This is a genomic window from Providencia sp. (assembly GCF_052096715.1).
Classification (GTDB): domain Bacteria; phylum Pseudomonadota; class Gammaproteobacteria; order Enterobacterales; family Enterobacteriaceae; genus Providencia.
Genome location: NZ_JBQDNB010000008.1, coordinates 101,363 through 121,678, shown reverse-complemented (window position 1 = coordinate 121,678; position 20,316 = coordinate 101,363). Strand labels below are relative to the sequence as shown.

The following is a 20,316-nucleotide window of genomic DNA, read 5'->3' as shown; positions in this document are numbered from 1 at the left end:
TAGTAACAGGTCAGATGAGTTAACTTTAGCCTAATAGGGGGATGAATTAAGAATAATGTTAATAATTTGTGATTTTTATCATATGTTTTGTTGAAAATACTCGATTAAGTCTAAATACTGGTATGCGTTTCAAACTAGTGTCATTAAAACAGTTTAAAACTAATGAAAAACATAATAAGTCATTAAATTTCAATACAAATCACATTTTTCATTCAGGAATATACCATGAAAGAGATTTGCCAAGCAGTGATCTTAGAAGGCGAGCATGTCCGGCTGGAATTGTTATCTCATCAATATGATCGTGCATTTGCAGAAATGATCCAAAGAGATGGCCTACATAAATTATGGTATACCTCGGTGCCTGAACCTGAAAATATTGCTATTGATGTTGATAGTCGTCTTGAGCGTTTTCATAATAAAGAGATGCTACCTCTGGTTGTTATTGATAAAAGAACGGAAAAAGCGGTTGGAATGACTGGTTTTTTTCGTATCGAAAAGGGCATCAGACGAGTTGAGATTGGCGGAACATGGTATGGCGTTGAAGTGCAGCGCTCACCGATTAATACAGAGGCAAAATACTTGTTATTACAATATGCCTTTGAAGAGTTAGATTGTGTTGCAGTTGAATTTCGGACTAACTTTTTAAATCACCAAAGTCGTACAGCGATTGAACGCTTAGGGGCAAAATTGGATGGTATATTAAGGCGGCATGCTTTTACACGTACTGGAGAGCTGAGAGATACTTGTATTTATAGCATCATCGACTCTGAATGGGCGGCAGTGAAGCGTCATCTCACATGGCAAATGGCAAAACCACGTTAATCGCTATGTTAGTCATCATATTCAAATAAAATAGCCCACTAAATTGTGGGCTAAATAAGTTTATAAATATTCGTGCATCGGTTTAGTCATATAGACGTTATTCGGCATTTTCTCTGTTGTTGTATAGCCTGAAGGGCTATTAATCAGCGCAGGTATACGGTTCACCAAATTTGCACAGGTAAGCTCTACTGTAGCTGGATTATTCACTTCAATGGAAGTATCTGGCTCACCAATGAGCTGCCAGCTATTTTTATCACATTCATCAGCCGTTAAAATTTTTCCTATACATTCAGTTTCAAGGGTGACGCCCTCTGCTGTTTCAGTAATTACGACGGCAGACAAGCCAAGAACATCACCTTTTTTTACTGTCATTTTTAATGTGTCAGAATAGATATCTTGTAGCGCAATTTGTGGAATACAACGTTGGGTTTGGTTAGTAATAGTGAGACCAAGGCGACTACATAGCCAACCATTTTGTGTCCACATATAAGGTGGGGCATACTCTCCACTCTCAATTTTTTGAGAGATAACAGCATAAGGTAAGTCGTTGTAGTTACCAATTTGTGCATTAAAATCATCCACGCTCAGACCTGCACCGTGGCCTATTGCTAATGCGATACCATAATCTTCGACGTTATAGCAGCTAGATCCTTTGATTTTAACTAGTTTATGCATTGATCCTGCTAAGGTGTCGATTAAGACTCCCCAAAACATATCAGGATAGCCACTACCAGCTAGTGTACAGTTATTTTGTTTTGCTAATTTATCGAGTTTTTGGGTGATTTCAGGAGATGAGTTCCAAGGATATAGGGCTTCTTCACCTGTTGAAATAGCATTGACACCATGGCGTGCAAATAAAGAAAACGCTTCTTCTAAATCGGCCATTGTACTGAGTGTTGCAATAATACCGACATCGGGCTTTAACGTTGCAAGTGCTTTATCTGCCTCTTGTAATGATTGTATTTTAACACCCGTTGGCGCTGTTCCTGCGATTTCGCCAATATCTTTGCCTATAACGGCTTCATTGATATCAAAAGCTGCCACCACTTCAGCACCATGTTCTTGTAGGTAACGAATAAGGAATTTCCCCATTTTTCCACAACCATATTGAACCGCACGTATTTTTTTCATGGTATGTTATCCTCGATGTAAATTGCTTATAAATTATATAACTAGGCACCTTTGTACTTCAATTTTCATAGGTGTCATTATTGTTTAATTATCAAAGCTGCATAGTTTCCTGTGATTTTTGGTGTAACCAATATGCCCTTTGAATTAATTAGGTATCAATTCGATGTATTCATAGTTACACGAGTGCTTATTGCATTCAGCAGCCTAGGTCACAGGTTGACCTAGGTACTTTGAACTATCTTTGTATGCTGTGATCTGCAATGTGAATAGTTGCAGATAAGTTAGTGATGAATATAAAAGCGTGAGCGGCTGAGTATTATGGGCAAATATGATGAGTTTTAGTAAAGGAAGATAATTTAGTTAAAAACTATAGTTGTGACCAATGGTATCGTATTGAATTATAAGTCTAGCCATGATTTTGCACACAAAATCGCCATACAGTTCTGAAACACTAGACCTAGGATAAAACTGCACGTATAATCGCTCCCACTTTGGCCCCTTAGCTCAGTTGGTTAGAGCAGTCGACTCATAATCGATTGGTCGCTGGTTCAAGTCCAGCAGGGGCCACCAAATTTATCAAGGCGTTAGGTGATTTTCACCTAACGCCTTTTTGTTTTTACCTGATTTTTGGTCAGGTGACGTTTTGAAGTGGGGCGGGGGAGATTCGAATTTTTATTTTTGCTATTTGGATTAATAATATTATTAGTCATTTAGAGATAAAATTTTAAGATTCATAGCTTCAAAAGCATTAAGCCATAATTCAAAATTTTCCATTTTAGTCTTTCTTAACGTTAACGAGCTTTGCATACGCTGTTTAGGAGTGAGTTATAGAAAAAGGGAAACATCAATATAGCAGACGATTTTAATTTAAAATATTTCATTATTAATGATATAAGTAAATTTCGAGTGGGTCGGTTAAAAATTTATTTTATTATATAAATGAAAAGTGTCTATTAATCTTTACATCACCAGACTTTTTAATATGATTAATTTAGTTCTTTTTATTTTACTTAAGTCGACTCATGAAAATAGCCCTTTATGGTTAGCAGGGTAAAGCATTAAAAATTCTTCAAACTGAATATGATACTTCACAGCTCTTTATTTATTCGCTATAATTGAAAGTTAAGGTAGCAACCTTTAGTTTCTTAATTCGTAAGTATAATGAGCATTCTATGATATATCTTATCAATAACGATATTGAATTCCTTTATGATGAAGGTCTATTAACATCGCGTAGTTTAAGTAAAAATATAAAACTATTAGCGCCATCAACTAAGATATTAAAGTATCTTCTTGATAAGAAAGGCGCTTTGGTTACTCAACAGGAGTTATTTAAAATAGGCTGGGGAGAGAAAGAAAAATATGTTACTAGTAACGCATTTTATCAAAACATTCTTTTAATTAGAAAGGCATTTGAGGATTTAGAATTAAATGAGGACTTTATTAAAACAGTACCTAAAAAAGGGTATTTAATAAATATTAATGTTCAGATTGAATACGTCGAATTAACTAATTTAGAGACTGCTGATGTAAATCATGAAGTATCAGAAAAAGAAAAAACAATCGATTTTCATGAGCAGGTAAAACCAAGAGAATTACCAGGTAAAATATCTAACTATAAGAAATATAGCTATATTTTTCCATTGGTTATTAGTTTAATGGTCATAATTTTTTATTTCTTCGTCGTCAAAATTACTGATAATAAAAAGGAGTTGTATAACTATAATCGGTGTGGAATGCTTGATGGTAGAGAAATATATTGTAATCTGGATAATTATTATGATGGCTATCATATGAATTTGATAAATAACGAAATTTCTAATTTAGATAAAAAATACAAGGTGATTTACTTGAAAAGTTATAAATATATAAATGATTTTTCTTTCCTGGTTTGCACAAATGAGTTTAGTCGTTTTCGTTTATCGCCTAATAATTGTGTTTCTTATTATATGAAAGGAGGTAGCCATAATGAAAAAGAATAAGGTTTCTTATTTAATTTTGTTTTTGTCTGTATTCACAGTTTCTAGTTTTATTGTGAAAGATAAGATTAATAATGATTTATCGGAAATAAGTTGTAAGGCAAGACTAAATATTAAATCTTTAGATAACGATATAACTGCTCATGTGATGATTCATTTGGCTTTAAACGAAAGTGATGGGTGGATTAGTATCAAAGGAGATATAATCGATGGAAAAAAAATAACTAATATACGAAGAAAAATCTTTTTCAATCACACCCGGTCTATTAATCTATTTAATGTTAAATCGAAAGGTATTATTATTAATAGATTAGATGACTCTAGTAATGAAGTGTTAGAGAAAATATTACCATCAGTATATATTTATGAAAATTTAAAGGCGGATTTTTCTATTTACCCGCAAGGTGATAATGGATATTTTGTTTCCTCAACTGATCAGCATGGAGTTTATTGCGCTCCATGAGTCTAGTCTTGTTACCATATAAAGCCTATTTTTTTAAGAGTAAACAATAAAATATATCTATATCTATATCTATTTTTTTTGCTAATTTTTGATTTTTTATTTTGTGAAAGGTATCAATATGAAAATATTTTTTATATTGATAGTTTAAGGTGATTTTTAGCGTTAAATTAGGTTGCGTTGGATAGTTATCTAATTGATGTTTTTTTTAAAATTAATTATCCACAGCAACCATGCCTATAGTATAAAAAATATAATAATTTTTTTGGTGAAATATGAATTTATTATATTATTTTTAAATTAGTCATACGTTGCAATAAGCCATGCTGAGCCATTATAGTCCCCTTCGCGGGCATTATTGCCTTGAATATGGCTACTAAGGGTGATCGTTTTAAAGTCTTTAATATTAATTTTAATATCAGTACCTGATTGGCCTGTCGATTCATCAATTATTTTTAAATCACTGTATATTTTCTCATTTGCGTTGAGATTATTCGTCATGGGTAAACGCTTTTGAGCATCATTATCTTTTGCATAATCTAATCTTAAACGGACACCAGTTGATGCCGCAAAATGACAGTTATAAGTAACTTCTTCTGTCACTCGGCTATCATAATTTATGTTGCTAAGTTGTCCATGCCTTAGATTTATAGTATTACTACCTACTGTTTCACAAGATGATTTCACTGTTATTTGAGACGCAGCTAAACGCATAGGAACAGAGACTTCATCCAGTGGCCAGCTTGAATATGGAGGCGCTTGCCCATCAGAGGTAAAGGCTCGAACATAGCCACCAAGAACGACGGCTGGGATTAAAACTTTATCATCAATAATAACATCATGGAGATAAAAGCGTACTGTAAATGGAAATTGCGCGGTAAAATAAGCAACAGGCTCTACCGTTCCAGGATTAGCTAATGAGCATGTCGGTGCTGGAATATTTGTCCAATAATACATTTTTCGTTCAACTGTCATGACGACATTGCTATTAATTCGATAACCAATCAACCCTTCAATTTTTGTTCCCTCAAAAGGTGTGGTTATCCACAAACGATGAAAAGCATTCTCTTTGCCGATATCTGTTGACGTATTTCCCCATGTTTTTCCTGCGCAATAAACCCAACCTGTCACTTTAACACCAGGGCCATTACCGTTAACGACAATAGGTTGACCTACCTTATAGTAAGTTTTGCCATTATCTGAGCCTAGTATGGGGGTGGGATTAATTAAGCTATCATTAGATAAATTAATTAAGAAGCCATCACTTGGGTTATATATTTTAGCCGCATAGTCAGCTTGAGCTTGGGCACTTAGCAGTATTAACCCAATAAAATAGCGGGTGAATAAAATGAAAGTGTCGAAGGTGAATTTTTTTTTCTGTTTAAAATTTATGATGTTAAATATCATTATTATTCCTACTAATAGTAAGTTACTGCAATAGTGACTGAAGATGTAAATTTACCTAATTGTAATTGGGTAATGGGGATTGAATTAACAAGCTGTGCCTGAAGATCCATACGATACAAAGCACTATTAATACGTTCAGGGTAAATACGTTGTGTTTGATTCATTTCTAATGAGCGAGTTGTGCCACCGGTTATTTCATTAAATTTGATACCCAAGCCATCGATATTTGTCGCGAGAATTTTTTTTCCATTATAAAGCAAGGTATTAGTTCCCTTTGGGTTTAATATAATGGCTAGATTTTTGCTAAAATCACAGCCCGTAATATAGACTGGAAAGTTTCTGGTGCTTATTGATGTATTCAACTCTTCTGGATTTAATGTATTAAAATTAATTTTGAGCGGTGAGCTATTATTTTCACTGCGAATATTGCAAGCAGGACTGATCATGGTTGCGGACACGTTAATGAGCACATCACTATGACAAAATAGAGATACGAATGATGTGCATAACCCGAGGAGTAGCTTTATTTTATTGAGTATTTTCATCATTCATAGTCCACTTTAAACGTCACGATCCCTGAAAAATCACCAATTTTTGCTTCCCCCGTCGCCGGCTTTCGAACAAACACCCCAAAGCCTATTTGTTGGGTATTTTCAACAACCGAAACTGTATCTACGGTTGTGGGTTTATTCCAAATAATAGGTTTCTCATCGTTATCGATGACACCTAAAAGAATATTACTGTCACCTTGTGTCACGACGAACTCATGACCACTGACATTGACCAGCTGATTACTTTCCCATGTGATCTTAATCTGTTTTTGTAAATCAGTGCTGCTACATTTCTCAATGGAAATAGAAAATGGTGTAACTGCACTGGTCTTATGTTCATTGATAAACTTAGAATTCAAATTATAAAGAGGGATTTTCTGATTAAGCGATTCCGATGAAACTTGGCAGGCAGTTCTGATCAGTTCACCACTAAATTCAACATTAAGACTATTCGCACTTAACGTTGTTGGTATTTCATAAAAAAAGGATAGTAATCCGAGCAAGAGCCCCGTTATCGGCTTATTCATAGCTCACCTCTAATCGGTGTACTATGTTATTTCGCATCAACAATGGAGTTCGAATACTATTATTACCATTAGCTAATTGGGCCGTGAAATGAGGATAAAAATACTCTTGTTGAATATTATAAAATTGTAATCGCACAGGCGTCTTTACCGTTGTATTTTCTAAGTTCACTTGACTAAATAGACTGCCAGCGCCACATTCTGTTAATATTACAATACTCTTATTATGGGTTTTTAAATTACAAGGTGCGTCGTTAAACACCGTGGTATTCACCTGTATCCATCCCTGATGTAACATTTCATAATCCGATTGTTTTACGGGCGTATTCGCAACAGGATTTTTAGCCATGGTATACGTATTAAAAGTGCACCCCACGATGAGCAGTAACAACCAAATCATATTGCGTTTTTTCATTTCCTTTTCCTAAAATTTTCGATTAGCTCAATAGCGCTATTTCTCGTTCATCACCGTACAAGTCTCGCCTTGGCAGCGAAATGATAGTGTCGGCTTTCCACCATAATCATTAATGTAGGTTAGGTAAGGCGTTGATAATGAAGGTGATGGAATGTCTTGAGTTGATTTCGGTGGCACCATTACCACCTCAAAGGTACTTTGTTCTGACAGTGTTTTGCTGTTTCCCAGTCCAATTACCGTGAGGTTAAATGGCGTCATATTATTAAGACGATAACCTTTAGTCGTTTTTGTCAATGTCACTTTATGTGCCCATTTCGTTTCTGATTCGGATAAAATACTGGCAGGGCGATAGAATAATTTAACGCGTGATTGCAATGCAATTTGCAATGTGTTGCCATCTGTTGATTTAGGTGGTACTTCGCGTAAATTGAAATAAAAAACAGATTCTCTGTCTTGAGGTAATTGACTAAATTCTGGCGTAGTACTTAACCTTACAAGACTTTTGCTGTTTGGTTCAATACGCTGCAATGGGGGGGTGGCTAGAATAGCCCCTTTGGTTAATTTGTTACCTTGTAAGTCTTCAATCCAACTTTGGGCTAAATACGCTTCTTCTGGGTTATCATTACTAATAGTGATATTGATTGATTTTTCTGTGCCTGGAAAAATAATACGTGTTCTATCTAACGTGACGGCGCTGTGTGCGCTGATTGATATTAGCGTTGCTATAGAAAGTAATGTTGCTAATAGCCCATGGCGTAAACGTAAATTAAACATAATTGACCTCTTAAAACGTTTTAAGTATTTTTAAATAGTGATGACTCTCGTTGAGTCGATAAAATGTAATAGGGTAGTTATCGCTGTGTATTGAATGGTAAACATGGCAACAGCAACATGTCGGATATCGTATTCAATTTCGCAGGTAACATTAATTCGCATTGAGGCTCTCCACCCCAATAAACCGAAAGTTTTTCTTGAGGAGAAAGCCCAACCATCCAGGTCACACCTTCTTCACCCACGATCCCCAGCTCTCGGTTCGTGGCATTACGTACACTGGCACCAAAAGGCGGGTTCTTACCATTCGGTAACGATAGAATGGCAAATAATTTTTCACCTTTCATGACTGATAAACTGCGATAACCAATGGCGCCTTTCGTCAGCGTGATGTCGGTAGTTGAATCCAACGTTTCTAAGTTTTCCGGCAACTGACTGGTGTTAATCGAGGCGATAGATTTACGATAACTGCTAATATTCGGGATCACCGCTAATCCAAATCGGTTAGTTTTGATTGTGCCGTTATCTAATGGTACGCCCCCGATACCCGGCGTCTCAATTACTAATCGCGTATCTCCGTTTGCACTTCGATGCAAGGCGATACCTTCTTTTGTTGCGGTTATCCCACTATTCAGTGAGGCGCCAATACTGCGATATTGTTGTGGTACATAGCTCGCATTGGCTGAAATGCTGGCTTGAGACAGATCTTGCGAATAATAACCACTGATACTCGATTGACTGTCCATATTTTGACCGTGGTTATATCCCACATTCAGACTATAATTATCCCGATCGTTATACCCGCTATAACCTATCGTATGGTTATATTGATTACTTCCTCCTGAGCGAGAATAGGCTTCGGATAATGTCAGGCTATGACCGCTGTATAATGGGATCGTGATATATAAGTTAATTGCATCATCTTGATAGCCATTTTCCCGCAGTGTTCTTGTCGCGGATAAGGATAAGTTCGTATTTTGCTGTGATAATCCTGGAATACTGATACTTGTATTTGCATATAAACCATATTGTGTTTGAGGTTTATTTTGCCAATAGGTACTGTATTGATAATTCAATGAAAGATTAAAATCATTGAAATACTTATTTAAATAAATTTGATAATTTTCTTTGGGGGCTCGACTTACATAACCGGTGCGATTTTCATCAACAAACTGGGTTAATGTTCGATAGTCTTTATCTGCAAAGCGATAACCTGCGAATGTAATATCGGTGCGTAAATCATCGAAAGATTTCGCATAATTCAATCGATATGAACGTCCTTGTAAATTATCATTTTTAAAACGCGCAAGAGACTGAGTGATATCTAACGAAAGGGCACCAAAAGCAAAAAGATCTCGCCCTATACCGACAGCAACAGTTTGATAATCAGCATTAAACTGTGAACCACCATAAAGTGACCATGCATTCGATAATCCATAAGAAAATTCACCACTGATAACTGGTTTCCCCGTTAAATTGTGTCCGTTATAACGTGTTTTACCTGCAACCAACTTGTAAATGATCCGGCCTGGACGGGTTAAATAAGGTAATGAGGCTGTATTTAAGCTGAATTTTTTTTCTTCACCATTTTCTTCGCGAACAGTGACATCTAGTATTCCACGAACACCACTCTCTAGTGTCTGAATACGAAAGGGTCCCGGCGGAACGGTGGTTTCTAAAATAACCCTATCTTTACTGCGCACAATCACGGTCGCATTAGTATTTGCTACACCGATAATTTCTGGCGCATAACCGACTAATTTGGGTGGCAACATACGGTCATCATTTTCTAATGAAATACCGCTGTACTGCCAAGACTCAAATACATCAGAATAGAAATAATTTTCGCCAATCGTCAAAATAGACGCGAGATTTTTTAATGATGTATAGAGATATAAGCGGTTAAAATTAAAATCATGAGATTTTATTGAATTATGACCACCCTGCTGTTTTTGATAAGTGGTACTATAATCACCACGTAAACGCCAAGCGCCGAGATTAATCCCTGACGTTCCGTTACTTGATAGATAAATTCGTTTATTACCGCCGGTTTCTTCCGTTATTGAGATATTGGCGTTGTAATCAACAAATGTGCCATTAATGCCTTCTTCCCATAGAGTAGGCTGCGTCCAATTAGGATCGCGATATTCCATCCACAACTGTGGGATAGTCAATTTAAGTGATAATGTTGACAGCTCAACTTTTGCTTGAGCACCTTCTAAGGCTGATAAATCTAAACACTCGCCATCATGTACAATCGACACTTTTTCCTGAGCTGATCCCTTTAAGCCAATAAGATTAAGCAGGTCAGCAGGAATACACGTTAATTGCAAAGGCGTTTGAGTGTCATTTTCAGGTGTAAAAACAGTAATATCACGAGGTGCGCCTAAGCGCTGCCCGTTAACAAATACGGTTAGGCTATAATTGCCAGGAGGAACATACCCCGCCACCGAAAATTGGCTCATATCAATATTTTGTATGTCTTCTGTGTCTAATACATCGGTATTAAATTCTGAGGCATAAGCTGTCCATGCGGAAAAGCTAAGCGCTAGCAAAATAGCTTGCCTAACAATGCTGTGTTTAAAGCTCATCCCTTATCCCTTTCTTATTGCGGCAAAACCACGTTCTCAACATTTTTTCTATCGAGAAAATTCATTGGTATTTTTTATTGATAATCGATAAAAAAGCTTACTAGCCCTTGATAATCGCCTGCCTGTATCGGCATTCCGGTTAATTCTAACTGCATAAAGTAACGTAAAAATAAGGTATCGCCCGCACTATCACTTCGTAATTCACTGTTAAATAAAGAATAATTTTTTCCTGATGATCAACCTTATTTGATTCAGTCCTGGGTCGGCAATGAAAATTCTGACGCACCTGAAAATAATCCTCTTTTTATTACCACACCACCACTTTTTCGCCTGGATGCAAAACAATCTAATACATTACGAATTATTTATATGGAAGACAGAGGAAGCTTACCGAAAGATAAACAGTCTGTTTTTTGGTTGAATGTGAAAGCAATTCCTTCTTCCAATCCGAGTGCGAAAGATACATTGTCAATATCTATCAATACTCGTATTAAGTTATTTTATACTCCTGATGGTTTATCGCAGGATGCGTTTGATATGGCATTCAAAAAGCTGACATTTTCTATTTCTGGAAATCAACTGACAGTGAAAAACCCGACACCTTATTATGTGACCTTGGCAAAATTGGCTGTAGGCAGTCATGAAATTGATAAACCAGGGATGATTGCACCTGAAAGCCTAATTAATTTTATTATCCCAGATAATACGACGACTAGGAAAATAAGCTGGAGTGCAATTAACAGTTATGGTGGTGTAACTGAAAATCTAGTCAATTAATTTGATTTGGTTTAATAAGGCAGGGTTATAATAATGCAATACAGTAAAAATAAAATATATTTATATTGTATCATTTCGGTCATGTCACCCACTATTTCGGCTAAATATGTTTTAGCTGCTGACTACTTTGATCCTCAGGCATTGAGCTACGGAGAGGGGCAACCTGTTGCCAATATTGAAGATCTTGAAGTCTTTTCTCATCCTAGCGGTCAGCGCCCTGGTAATTATATTATTGATATTTACATCAATGGACAACCCGTGGAGCGTGCCTCCGTTTCCTTTATGTTGAATAAATCTGATAACTCAATTTATCCAGTATTTCAGAAAAAACAACTTACTGAGTGGGGCGTGGATTTAACAAAGGAAACTGGAGCTGTTTCACTACCGGATGATGAAGCTGTTGTAATCAATCGTATTATTCCTAATGCGGATAGTAAATTTAATTTCTCGCTTCAACAGTTGGATATTAGTATTCCTCAGATTTATATAAATAAAAATGCACGGGGTAGTATCAGCCCCGAGTTATGGGATCAAGGGATCCCTACTGCCATGCTGAATTACAATTTTACCGGCTCAGAAGCACAGCAAGATTATGATAAGAAAGAACATACTAGTGATCAGTTTCTTAACCTGCGCAGTGGAGTTAATTTATTTGGATGGCGGTTACGAAATTATTCCACATACAATCGAAATAACTATGATAGAAAATGGAATAGTATTCAAACTTATATGAGTCATCAGATTATATCGGTTAAATCACAATTTTCTGTCGGCGAAGTGAACAGCTCTGGTAATATTTTCGATAGTTTTGCTTATACAGGTATTTTATTAGAATCTGATGAGGGAATGCTGCCTGATAGTCTGAAAGGATTTGCTCCTGTTGTTCGAGGCATTGCTAATAGCAATGCACAAGTGACTATCCGACAAAATAATAATGTTATTTATCAAACATATGTTCCACCAGGCGCATTTGAAATTAATGATTTATATCCGACGTCTTACAGTGGAAATTTGGATGTGACAGTCGAAGAGGCTAACGGCAATAAACGGACATTTGTAGTGCCATTTTCTTCGTTGGCTGTTATGCAGCGAGAGGGTAGTCTGAAATACTCCGTCAGTAGCGGTAAATATAATCTAAGAAATAATACGAATACTCATCGCCCAGAGTTTATTCAGACAACTGCAATGTACGGTTTGCCATATGATATTACGATTTATGGTGGGCAACTTTTTTCGAAGAAGTATAATTCAGTCTCGGCTGGTCTTGGGCTCAGTTTAGGAGAGATAGGCGCGGTTTCAGCTGACGTGACTCATGCCGTTACTCGCTATAAAGATCAGAAAGATAAAAATAGTGGTCAGTCCTATCGTTTTCAATATTCTAAGAGTATGACGGAAAGCGGAACATTGCTGACGCTGGCTGGTTACCGTTATTCAACTAAAGAGTTTTATACCTTTAGTGAAGCAAATAACAATAATCAGATTCAGTACAATAGACGTTCCCGTTTACAAGTAAACTTAAACCAATCTTTGGATAATTTTGGCAGTCTTTATTTTAGTGCTTATCAGCAGGATTACTGGGGACGTTCTGGAACTGAGAGCAATTTCAGTGTGGGCTATAACATAAGTGTCAGCAACATCTCTTATAGCTTGAATTATAACTATAATAAAATGCCATACTCGCAAACAGATCATCAACTAGCATTTAGCGTGAATATTCCGCTATCTAACTGGTATCCAGACAGCAACAGTTATCTGACTTCAAATATGAGTTTTTCTCGTGAAGGACGAAATAACTTCCAGGCAGGTTTCAGCGGAAATGCGCTCGAAAATAATCAGTTAAATTATAACGTCAGTCAAAGTTATGCCACCAAAGGTCAGGGAGCTAGCGGAAATGCGGATATCGCTTACCGAGGTGCTTATGGCAATATTAATGCCGGTTACGGTTATTCCTCACATTATCAGCGAATTAATTATGGTCTTCAGGGTGGGGTAGTTGCTCATCCATACGGTATCACATTATCCCAACCATTTGGTGAAACACTGGCTGTGGTCAGAGCTCCAGGTGCAGATAATATCAAAGTAAAAAATCTGACTGGCGTGTCAACTGATTGGCGTGGCTATGCTGTAATTCCATACATATCACCATATTCACGTAATGATATTGCGTTGAATGTCGACACTCTGAATGATGAAATAGAAATAATAGGGAATAGCAAAACAGTTATTCCAACAAAGGGTGCTGTTGTATTGGCCGACTTTGATATTAGAAAAGGTGTCAGAGTATTAATCACATTGAACAATAAGGAACAAAAAATTCCGTTTGGTTCGATGGCAGTTTTACTTACTGATAATACTGGTACTTATTCCAATATTACTGGGATTGTTGGGGATAATGGGATTGTGTATATGAGTGGTATGCCAGAATCTGGGGAATTACAGGTGAAGTGGGGTACAGATGGCAATCAGCAGTGCCGTGCTAAGTATGTGCTCCCTGAGATACAAAACAATAAACCAGTTAAACAGATAAATGCAGAATGCCTGTAATACCATTATGGAGAAAATAATGAAAACGAATATCTCAGTTCTGTTTATATCTATGTGCTATTCCTCCGTGTCTTTAGCCGCAGCTTATGATTTATTGCTTGATATTCAACCGATTGTTTACTCTGCACCCGAGAACTCAGTAAATATCGGAGGTTCACTCACAGGAAGGTGGGATATACAAAAAAATCAGTCTATGTTTTGTTCATACGGTCCTGGAATAGATTTAGAGACAATATCTGCAGTTCAGGCAGCTAGTGGATATAACACTATTTTTGAATCGGTATCATATGATGTTTTTAATACGACTCAGACCGGAATTGGCTGGATTATGGGGGGGAAAGATGGCGGAGCATCCGGAAGTTGGACACCGCTTTTGGCATCTGGGGAAACGCAAGTATTCCCTTTCCCTGGCGGCCTTCCTAGTTACCCACAACCAGGGGCTAATATCCGACTTGCTTATATTCGGCTTCCAGGAGTACTCAATGCAGGTAAATTTACACTACCGGCGCAGGATATAGCCAAAGTGAAATGTTATAATAATAAAACCCTGATAGAAACGGCAACTATTCGTACTGCTGCGGTGGTAATGACCATTAATGCCCGCTCCTGTCGTATACAGACGGGTGATCAGACACTACAGATGGGGACATTAACTCGTCAAGATTTTTCCGGACTGGCGATTGGACAAAACATTGAACCTGGTAATACAGCAACGTTAAATTTAAGCTGCGATAAAGATGTTATCCCGTTTGTTACTATCAGCGATAATAATAATACCGCCAATGAAAGTAACGTTATTTCATTATCATCTCCTACTGCAACGACCACAGCAAAAGGTGTGGCCTATCAGGTTTTTTATAATAATCAACGTCAGTCTTTAGGTCCCAAAAGCGCAGATAAAGGAACTCTAAACCAGTTTCCAGTTGGGCAGGTAACGACGGCTGATAATCAAGCAGTGCCAATCGCTTTACAATTTAAATATTTGAAGACGGATGAGACGGTGGCGCCGGGTGATGTAAATGCCTCTGTCACGCTGACGTTTTCATATCAATAAAACAGTAGGAGAAGAGGATGAATAATAAAAAGTTATCTACATTATTTTTTATAATATTCACGGCTTCTCTGGTAAACAACCCAGTGAGTGCCGATAGTTCAGTTAGGATTAATTTACAAGGTAATATTAAAGAAGGAACCTGCAAAATAAGTAGTTATACAAATAAAATTGCACTGACAGGTGAAGGTGAACAGTATAACAGTCGTCTGGTTTTTCCATATACTGGTAGTACAACAGCACCAGTTCCTTTTTCCATTGAACTAAAAGATTGTGATCCAAACCTAAATGTATCTATCCGTTTTGATGGGCAAGTCGTTATTGGGAATAATGATATTTTGATGTTGACACAAGATGCATCGGTATCAAAAGGTGCGGGAATTCAGATTCTGGATCAAAATGAAAATCCAGTGATTATTGGGCAGAAAGTACTCATGACAACGTATGTAGAAAAGGATGAAACTTATCTTTTTCCTTTTTTTGCTCGTTATATACGTTACAGCAATGAGTTTGTTACTGAGGGTAGTGCTAATGGTAAGGTAGATTTTACATTTACCTATGAATGATACTAAATCAATCTCAACGGTAGAGAATTGATATACATTATTATGCTATGGGTAAGATAAAGATTGATAATAATAAAGTTATTAATAAAAATATAAAGCATGAAGCTATTTCTGTAAGTCGTACTTACACCGATAATAAGTTTATTAATTTTTATTTTTATCGAAAATTTGAGTAGTTAGCCCCATAAATCCATGCGCCAAAAATATATTTTCTGCTACGGGTTGGGTTAGGTATGCCATAAGTGCATTGGCTGATTTATTTAATAATGCCATCGTATAAATGGCGGTAACATTAAAATCAGCAGGTATATCGATTACCGACAAACCTTGTTCTTGTTCAATCCGCTTTTTATAATGTTGATAGCCAAATATCTGCTTTACCAGTCGTTACAATCCATTTAGATGCCATATTACCTACGGGTATTTTGATATTATCATTGCCGTGACCACCGACTAAATGCCTTATTCTATGGCGTATGTTGTCGGCAATATTAGGATGTCTAGCACAGTGATTTGGCGACCTAATTGGTCGGTAAATTCGCGGTCAGCATGTGCGGATATAGCACAAGAAAGCAGTAATAGTGCCAATAAGTTTTGTGTTGTTTGTTTAAAATTTGTTTTCATTAGAATATCCCATAGTGTCGTATAAAATATTATATAACACTATGGGGCTGAATATATGATATTGAATTATAAAATAGGTTTTATCACCTCAATATTTATTTGCTGAGTCTTTTCTGAACTTTACTACCTATCTCCCCCTTTTTTGATCTCGATAGCGGGTAATACCTTTGATTAGCGCCTAAAATAATAACTTAGGTATTAAGAGGGTGCATGAGTGAAAAACGGGATACAAATTAGGATTAAAGGCAAAGTACAGGGGGTTGGGTTTCGGCCTTATGTGTGGCAGCTTGCGCATCAGTGTCATCTCAATGGGGATGTATGCAATGATGGGGAAGGCGTGCTGGTGCGGTTGCTTGCTAGTGCTGATATTGCCGAGTTTACGCAATTGCTATATCAATATTGCCCACCTTTAGCTCATATTGAAAGTATTCAACCGCAACCTTTTGAATGGACTGAACTCCCTGACAAATTTTCGATTCGACATAGCGGCGCGGGTCGAATGGATACGCAAGTGATCCCCGATGCGGCTACTTGCGAGTCTTGTCGACGTGAATTATTTGAGTCTGAAAACCGCCGATTTGGTTATCCATTTACCAATTGTACTCATTGTGGCCCTCGTTTTACTATTATCCGTCAGATGCCTTATGATAGGCCCAATACCGCCATGGCTGATTTTCCTCTGTGCCCTGAGTGTTTACAAGAGTATGAATCACCTGCTGACAGGCGCTTTCATGCACAACCAAATGCCTGCCCTGTTTGTGGTCCTGAAATTCAGCTTTGTGATAAAACAGGCCATATTCTCGCTATTAAAAATAATGCATTAGAGCAGGCAGCAGCACAGTTGTTGCAAGGGAATATTGCTGCAATAAAAGGACTGGGTGGCTTTCATCTAGCTTGTGATGCCACGAATGATCTGGCGATAAAACAATTACGTTTGCGTAAACATCGGCCAACGAAGCCATTTGCCGTGATGATCCCATCATTGGCATGGTTGGCAGAACAAGGTATTGATGTTAGTGATGGGTTACGCGCTCTATTGCAAAGTGCGGCATCGCCAATTGTTTTGATTAAACATCGTTTTGAAGGTGTTTTGAATGATGATATTGCACCCGGGCTGCAAGAGCTTGGCATTATGTTGCCCGCGAACCCACTACAACATTTATTGATGGCAGCAGTAGATCGCCCACTTGTTATGACTTCAGGAAATGCATCGGGAAAACCACCGGTATTAACCAATGAAGAGGCATTAGCAGATTTAGTCAATATTGCGGATGTGTGGCTAATGCATAATCGTGACATTGTGCAGCGTGCTGATGATTCACTGGTTCGCTATCATGATGGACAGGCTGAAATGATGCGCCGCGCGCGGGGCTATGTGCCAGATGCGATTGATTTACCCGCAGGTTTTGAACATTCGCCTTCAATACTAGGATTAGGAGCTGATCTCAAAAATACTTTTTGCTTGTTACGAGATAAAAGTGCAGTGCTGAGTCAACACTTCGGTGATTTGGATGATATCGATATTTATCAACAATACCAGCGAACAATAAAATTATTTGAATCAATTTATCGCTTTACGCCGTCAATAATTGTTGGTGATATGCACCCGAATTATGTTAGTCATCGGTACGCAAAACAGCTATCCGAACAGCTTCAAATACCGTTTATTCAAGTACAACATCATCATGCCCATATCGCGGCGGCTATGGTTGAACATGGTATTCCCTTAGATGAAAAGCCTGTTATCGGTTTAGCCTTAGATGGATTAGGTTATGGCGATGATAATCGCCTCTGGGGTGGTGAATGTTTGTTGGTTGATTATAAAAGTAGTCAATGGCTAGGTGGCTTACCGCCAGTCGCTATGCCCGGTGGTTCTCTGGCATCTCGTCAGCCTTGGCGTAATTTATTGGCACATTTACAGCGTTTTGTTCCTGACTGGCAAAATGAAAATATTGCTACTGTGTTATCGCCTCACCCATGGGTCGCATTACAAAAAGCTATTGAGCGTGGAATCAATGCACCGACTGCATCGTCAGCGGGACGGTTATTTGATGCTGTTGCGGCAACATTAGGTATTTGTACCAAAGAAATCAGTTGGGAGGGGGAGGCAGCTTGCCAACTTGAAGCATTGGCTTCTCATTGCCAACGGAATCATCACCCAGTGACTTTGCCTTTAATCGGTCAATATCTTGATTTAGCAACATTTTGGCATCAGTGGATTAATTATCAAGCGCCTGCGATAGACAAAGCGCATGCATTTCATGTGGGATTAGCTGAAGGTTTTGCAAGTTTGGCGAAACAAGCTGCTCATCAGCATGGTACTAAACGTGTCGTTCTATCTGGAGGCGTAATGCATAATCAATTATTCAGAAATTTATTAATTGAAAAACTTCAGCCACTGGAAGTGATGTATGCGCGTCAATTACCAATGGGAGATGGTGGATTAGCATTAGGACAGGTTGCAATTGCGGCGGCAATATTAAAAAATAAATAGAGGAATGAATATAACTAATATTAGCGTAAATTAGTGGATTAAAAAATCGCATTTATATGTATAGACAAGATGGAGTGATAATAATCAAATGAATAACTCTTGTTTCATTTTTTTTTGATATTGATTCTTATTTACTTTGTATTTATTGAATTAAAGGTTGCAGGTTAATTAATACGCTAATTTAGCTTAATTATAATTTCAAAATTGATCGAGTTAATTTATTTAATTGATAAGTAAGCATTTATAATGATTTATTTTTGCGATGAATAACCCAATACTGAATAATAAATTCTATTTTGTTAATTTAATATCTATTAGATAGTACATTGATGCTGAATCGATTTTATTAGCAAAACATATAAAAAATAACGCCTATCTTATTTCCTGTTGATAAAGATCAAGTGATTAATAATAGAGAGGACTAGGATCTCTTCTTATATTTATACATCAGGCAATGTCGAATAAGTTACCTATAATAGGAAAAAAGAATGGCTGGAGATAACTCTATTTTTTCTCCTCATGGCATTAATCGCCGTGATTTTATGAAATTATGTACAGCGCTAGCAGCAACAATGGGATTAAGTAGCAAGGCTGCTGCCCAAATCGCTGAATCAGTGGGTAATCCTGAGCGTCCACCGGTTATTTGGATTGGTGCTCAAGAATGTACTGGCTGTACAGAATCATTATTATGTGCAACTCACCCAACTCTCGAAAATTTAATTCTTGATACCATTTCGCTTGAATACCATGAGGTATTATCGGCGGCTTTTGGTGAGCAAGTTGAACAAAATAAACATAACGCAGTTGAGAAATACAAAGGTAAATACGTACTGGTTGTTGATGGTTCTATCCCATTAAAAGATAACGGTATTTATTGTATGGTAGCAGGTAAGCCAATTGTTGAGCATATTCGTGAAGTCGCAGAACATGCAGGTGCAATTATTGCAATTGGTTCTTGTGCTTCATGGGGCGGCGTTGCTGCCGCAGGTAGTAATCCAACCGGTGCGGTAGGTTTAAGTGAAGTATTAAAAGATAAAACTGTGATTAACATTCCTGGATGCCCACCGAATCCACATAATTTCCTCGCCACCGTCGCGCATTTGATTACCTATAATCGTCCGCCAAAATTGGATAGTAAAAATCGTCCAATGTTTGCCTATGGACGTTTGATTCATGAGCATTGTGAGCGCCGTCCACACTTTGATGCAGGCCGTTTTGCTAAAGAATTTGGTGATGATGGGCACCGTGAAGGCTGGTGTTTGTATCACTTAGGTTGTAAAGGACCCGAAACTTACGGTAATTGTTCAACCTTGCAATTTTGCGATGTTGGTGGTGTTTGGCCAGTAGCAATTGGGCATCCATGTTACGGCTGTAATGAGGAAAATGTCGGTTTCCATAAAGCGATTCACCAGCTTGCCAATGTTGAAAACCCAACCCCGCGTGTTGATAAACCCGATGTGAATATTCGTGAAGGTGGCAATGTGTCAGCGACCGCAGTGGGCTTAATTGGCGGTGTTGTAGGATTAGTTGCGGGTGTTAGTGTGATGGCTGTACGTGAATTAGGGCGTCAAAAACGTCATAACGATACAGACTCACGGGGGGAATAACC

The 20,316-nt window shown here is 37.6% G+C and carries 18 protein-coding genes, 1 tRNA gene and 2 pseudogenes; 11 read left to right on the top strand and 10 right to left on the bottom strand.

Annotated features, from left to right (window positions below):
• Positions 1 to 225 precede the first annotated feature (225 nt).
• On the top strand, positions 226 to 822 hold the full coding sequence (locus ACTH6U_RS08865) for a GNAT family N-acetyltransferase (protein ID WP_434719914.1): 597 nt from the start codon (positions 226 to 228) through the stop codon (positions 820 to 822).
• A 60-nt stretch (positions 823 to 882) separates the two neighbouring features.
• On the opposite strand, the gene ACTH6U_RS08860 is transcribed toward ACTH6U_RS08865, so the two are convergent.
• Entirely contained in the window at positions 883 to 1,953 is a 1,071-nt protein-coding gene (locus tag ACTH6U_RS08860) for an NAD(P)H-dependent amine dehydrogenase family protein (RefSeq protein WP_434719915.1), read from the bottom strand.
• Positions 1,954 to 2,446: 493 nt separating this feature from the next.
• On the opposite strand from ACTH6U_RS08860, the gene ACTH6U_RS08855 reads away from it, so the two are divergent.
• The 3 genes from ACTH6U_RS08855 (at position 2,447) to ACTH6U_RS08845 (ending at position 4,395) form a co-directional block, all read left to right on the top strand.
• Positions 2,447 to 2,523 (top strand) — tRNA-Ile (locus ACTH6U_RS08855).
• Between the two features lie 602 nt (positions 2,524 to 3,125).
• Positions 3,126 to 3,935, top strand: coding sequence for a winged helix-turn-helix domain-containing protein (locus ACTH6U_RS08850; protein ID WP_294106652.1), 810 nt, complete (start codon positions 3,126 to 3,128; stop codon positions 3,933 to 3,935).
• Entirely contained in the window at positions 3,922 to 4,395 is a 474-nt protein-coding gene (locus ACTH6U_RS08845; protein ID WP_441832029.1) for a hypothetical protein, read from the top strand. The genes ACTH6U_RS08850 and ACTH6U_RS08845 overlap by 14 nt, the downstream gene beginning before the upstream one ends.
• Before the next feature lie 297 nt (positions 4,396 to 4,692).
• Here the strand turns inward: ACTH6U_RS08845 and ACTH6U_RS08840 are convergent, their stop codons facing one another.
• The 7 genes and pseudogenes from ACTH6U_RS08840 to ACTH6U_RS08810 all read right to left on the bottom strand — a co-directional run.
• The gene (locus ACTH6U_RS08840) at positions 4,693 to 5,799 is read right to left on the bottom strand and encodes an adhesin (RefSeq protein WP_294106656.1); all 1,107 of its coding nucleotides are present in this window, start codon (positions 5,797 to 5,799) and stop codon (positions 4,693 to 4,695) included.
• Positions 5,800 to 5,810: 11 nt separating this feature from the next.
• Positions 5,811 to 6,347, bottom strand: a complete 537-nt coding sequence (locus tag ACTH6U_RS08835) for a fimbrial protein (RefSeq protein ID WP_336431503.1) — start codon at positions 6,345 to 6,347, stop codon at positions 5,811 to 5,813.
• On the bottom strand, positions 6,344 to 6,877 hold the full coding sequence (locus ACTH6U_RS08830) for a fimbrial protein (RefSeq protein ID WP_336430343.1): 534 nt from the start codon (positions 6,875 to 6,877) through the stop codon (positions 6,344 to 6,346). The genes ACTH6U_RS08835 and ACTH6U_RS08830 overlap by 4 nt, the downstream gene beginning before the upstream one ends.
• Complete coding sequence (locus tag ACTH6U_RS08825; protein ID WP_294106658.1) at positions 6,870 to 7,289, bottom strand: fimbrial protein; 420 nt, start codon at positions 7,287 to 7,289, stop codon at positions 6,870 to 6,872. The genes ACTH6U_RS08830 and ACTH6U_RS08825 overlap by 8 nt, the downstream gene beginning before the upstream one ends.
• A 36-nt stretch (positions 7,290 to 7,325) precedes the next feature.
• Entirely contained in the window at positions 7,326 to 8,063 is a 738-nt protein-coding gene (locus ACTH6U_RS08820) for a fimbrial biogenesis chaperone (protein ID WP_294106660.1), read from the bottom strand.
• Positions 8,064 to 8,140: 77 nt separating this feature from the next.
• The gene (locus ACTH6U_RS08815) at positions 8,141 to 10,651 is read right to left on the bottom strand and encodes a fimbria/pilus outer membrane usher protein (protein WP_441832028.1); all 2,511 of its coding nucleotides are present in this window, start codon (positions 10,649 to 10,651) and stop codon (positions 8,141 to 8,143) included.
• Between the two features lie 74 nt (positions 10,652 to 10,725).
• Positions 10,726 to 10,881 (bottom strand): annotated as a pseudogene (locus tag ACTH6U_RS08810) (fimbrial protein); the annotation flags it as partial.
• Positions 10,882 to 10,894: 13 nt separating this feature from the next.
• Here ACTH6U_RS08810 and ACTH6U_RS08805 point away from each other — a divergent pair.
• From ACTH6U_RS08805 to ACTH6U_RS08785, 5 genes and pseudogenes are all read left to right on the top strand, one after another.
• A pseudogene (locus ACTH6U_RS08805) lies at positions 10,895 to 11,158 on the top strand (fimbrial biogenesis chaperone); the annotation flags it as partial.
• A gap of 30 nt (positions 11,159 to 11,188) precedes the next feature.
• Positions 11,189 to 11,428 carry a fimbrial biogenesis chaperone gene (locus tag ACTH6U_RS08800; RefSeq protein WP_441832049.1) on the top strand — a complete coding sequence of 80 codons (240 nt, stop codon included), beginning with the start codon at positions 11,189 to 11,191 and terminating at the stop codon, positions 11,426 to 11,428.
• A gap of 33 nt (positions 11,429 to 11,461) precedes the next feature.
• Entirely contained in the window at positions 11,462 to 13,972 is a 2,511-nt protein-coding gene (locus ACTH6U_RS08795; protein WP_441832027.1) for a fimbria/pilus outer membrane usher protein, read from the top strand.
• Between the two features lie 19 nt (positions 13,973 to 13,991).
• Positions 13,992 to 15,026: a fimbrial protein gene (locus ACTH6U_RS08790; RefSeq protein WP_441832026.1), complete on the top strand. Its 1,035-nt coding sequence runs from the start codon at positions 13,992 to 13,994 to the stop codon at positions 15,024 to 15,026.
• A gap of 17 nt (positions 15,027 to 15,043) precedes the next feature.
• A complete protein-coding gene (locus tag ACTH6U_RS08785; protein ID WP_336430359.1) occupies positions 15,044 to 15,589 on the top strand; it encodes a fimbrial protein in 546 nt (181 codons plus the stop codon).
• A gap of 144 nt (positions 15,590 to 15,733) precedes the next feature.
• Here the strand turns inward: ACTH6U_RS08785 and ACTH6U_RS08780 are convergent, their stop codons facing one another.
• On the bottom strand, positions 15,734 to 15,961 hold the full coding sequence (locus tag ACTH6U_RS08780; RefSeq protein ID WP_441832048.1) for a substrate-binding domain-containing protein: 228 nt from the start codon (positions 15,959 to 15,961) through the stop codon (positions 15,734 to 15,736).
• 90 nt (positions 15,962 to 16,051) lie between these two features.
• Positions 16,052 to 16,213, bottom strand: a complete 162-nt coding sequence (locus ACTH6U_RS08775) for a hypothetical protein (RefSeq protein WP_441832025.1) — start codon at positions 16,211 to 16,213, stop codon at positions 16,052 to 16,054.
• Between the two features lie 214 nt (positions 16,214 to 16,427).
• Here ACTH6U_RS08775 and hypF point away from each other — a divergent pair, with 214 nt between their 5' ends.
• Both hypF and hybO read left to right on the top strand, forming a co-directional pair.
• Entirely contained in the window at positions 16,428 to 18,707 is a 2,280-nt protein-coding gene (gene hypF, locus ACTH6U_RS08770) for a carbamoyltransferase HypF (protein ID WP_441832024.1), read from the top strand.
• A 488-nt stretch (positions 18,708 to 19,195) separates the two neighbouring features.
• On the top strand, positions 19,196 to 20,314 hold the full coding sequence (hybO, locus tag ACTH6U_RS08765) for a hydrogenase 2 small subunit (protein ID WP_294106684.1): 1,119 nt from the start codon (positions 19,196 to 19,198) through the stop codon (positions 20,312 to 20,314).
• Positions 20,315 to 20,316: the final 2 nt, after the last annotated feature.

What these genes read in the sequence shown, in the direction of transcription:
- ACTH6U_RS08790 (WP_441832026.1), top strand. Translation starts at nt 13,992, where the DNA reads ATGAAAACGAATATCTCAGTTCTGTTTATATCTATGTGCTATTCCTCC.
- ACTH6U_RS08785 (WP_336430359.1), top strand. Translation starts at nt 15,044, where the DNA reads ATGAATAATAAAAAGTTATCTACATTATTTTTTATAATATTCACGGCT.
- ACTH6U_RS08800 (WP_441832049.1), top strand. Translation starts at nt 11,189, where the DNA reads ATGGCATTCAAAAAGCTGACATTTTCTATTTCTGGAAATCAACTGACA.
- ACTH6U_RS08835 (WP_336431503.1), bottom strand. Translation starts at nt 6,347, where the DNA reads ATGATGAAAATACTCAATAAAATAAAGCTACTCCTCGGGTTATGCACA.
- hybO (WP_294106684.1), top strand. Translation starts at nt 19,196, where the DNA reads ATGGCTGGAGATAACTCTATTTTTTCTCCTCATGGCATTAATCGCCGT.
- ACTH6U_RS08865 (WP_434719914.1), top strand. Translation starts at nt 226, where the DNA reads ATGAAAGAGATTTGCCAAGCAGTGATCTTAGAAGGCGAGCATGTCCGG.
- ACTH6U_RS08825 (WP_294106658.1), bottom strand. Translation starts at nt 7,289, where the DNA reads ATGAAAAAACGCAATATGATTTGGTTGTTACTGCTCATCGTGGGGTGC.
- ACTH6U_RS08795 (WP_441832027.1), top strand. Translation starts at nt 11,462, where the DNA reads ATGCAATACAGTAAAAATAAAATATATTTATATTGTATCATTTCGGTC.
- ACTH6U_RS08815 (WP_441832028.1), bottom strand. Translation starts at nt 10,651, where the DNA reads ATGAGCTTTAAACACAGCATTGTTAGGCAAGCTATTTTGCTAGCGCTT.
- ACTH6U_RS08860 (WP_434719915.1), bottom strand. Translation starts at nt 1,953, where the DNA reads ATGAAAAAAATACGTGCGGTTCAATATGGTTGTGGAAAAATGGGGAAA.
- ACTH6U_RS08845 (WP_441832029.1), top strand. Translation starts at nt 3,922, where the DNA reads ATGAAAAAGAATAAGGTTTCTTATTTAATTTTGTTTTTGTCTGTATTC.
- ACTH6U_RS08830 (WP_336430343.1), bottom strand. Translation starts at nt 6,877, where the DNA reads ATGAATAAGCCGATAACGGGGCTCTTGCTCGGATTACTATCCTTTTTT.
- ACTH6U_RS08820 (WP_294106660.1), bottom strand. Translation starts at nt 8,063, where the DNA reads ATGTTTAATTTACGTTTACGCCATGGGCTATTAGCAACATTACTTTCT.
- ACTH6U_RS08775 (WP_441832025.1), bottom strand. Translation starts at nt 16,213, where the DNA reads ATGAAAACAAATTTTAAACAAACAACACAAAACTTATTGGCACTATTA.
- ACTH6U_RS08840 (WP_294106656.1), bottom strand. Translation starts at nt 5,799, where the DNA reads ATGATATTTAACATCATAAATTTTAAACAGAAAAAAAAATTCACCTTC.
- ACTH6U_RS08850 (WP_294106652.1), top strand. Translation starts at nt 3,126, where the DNA reads ATGATATATCTTATCAATAACGATATTGAATTCCTTTATGATGAAGGT.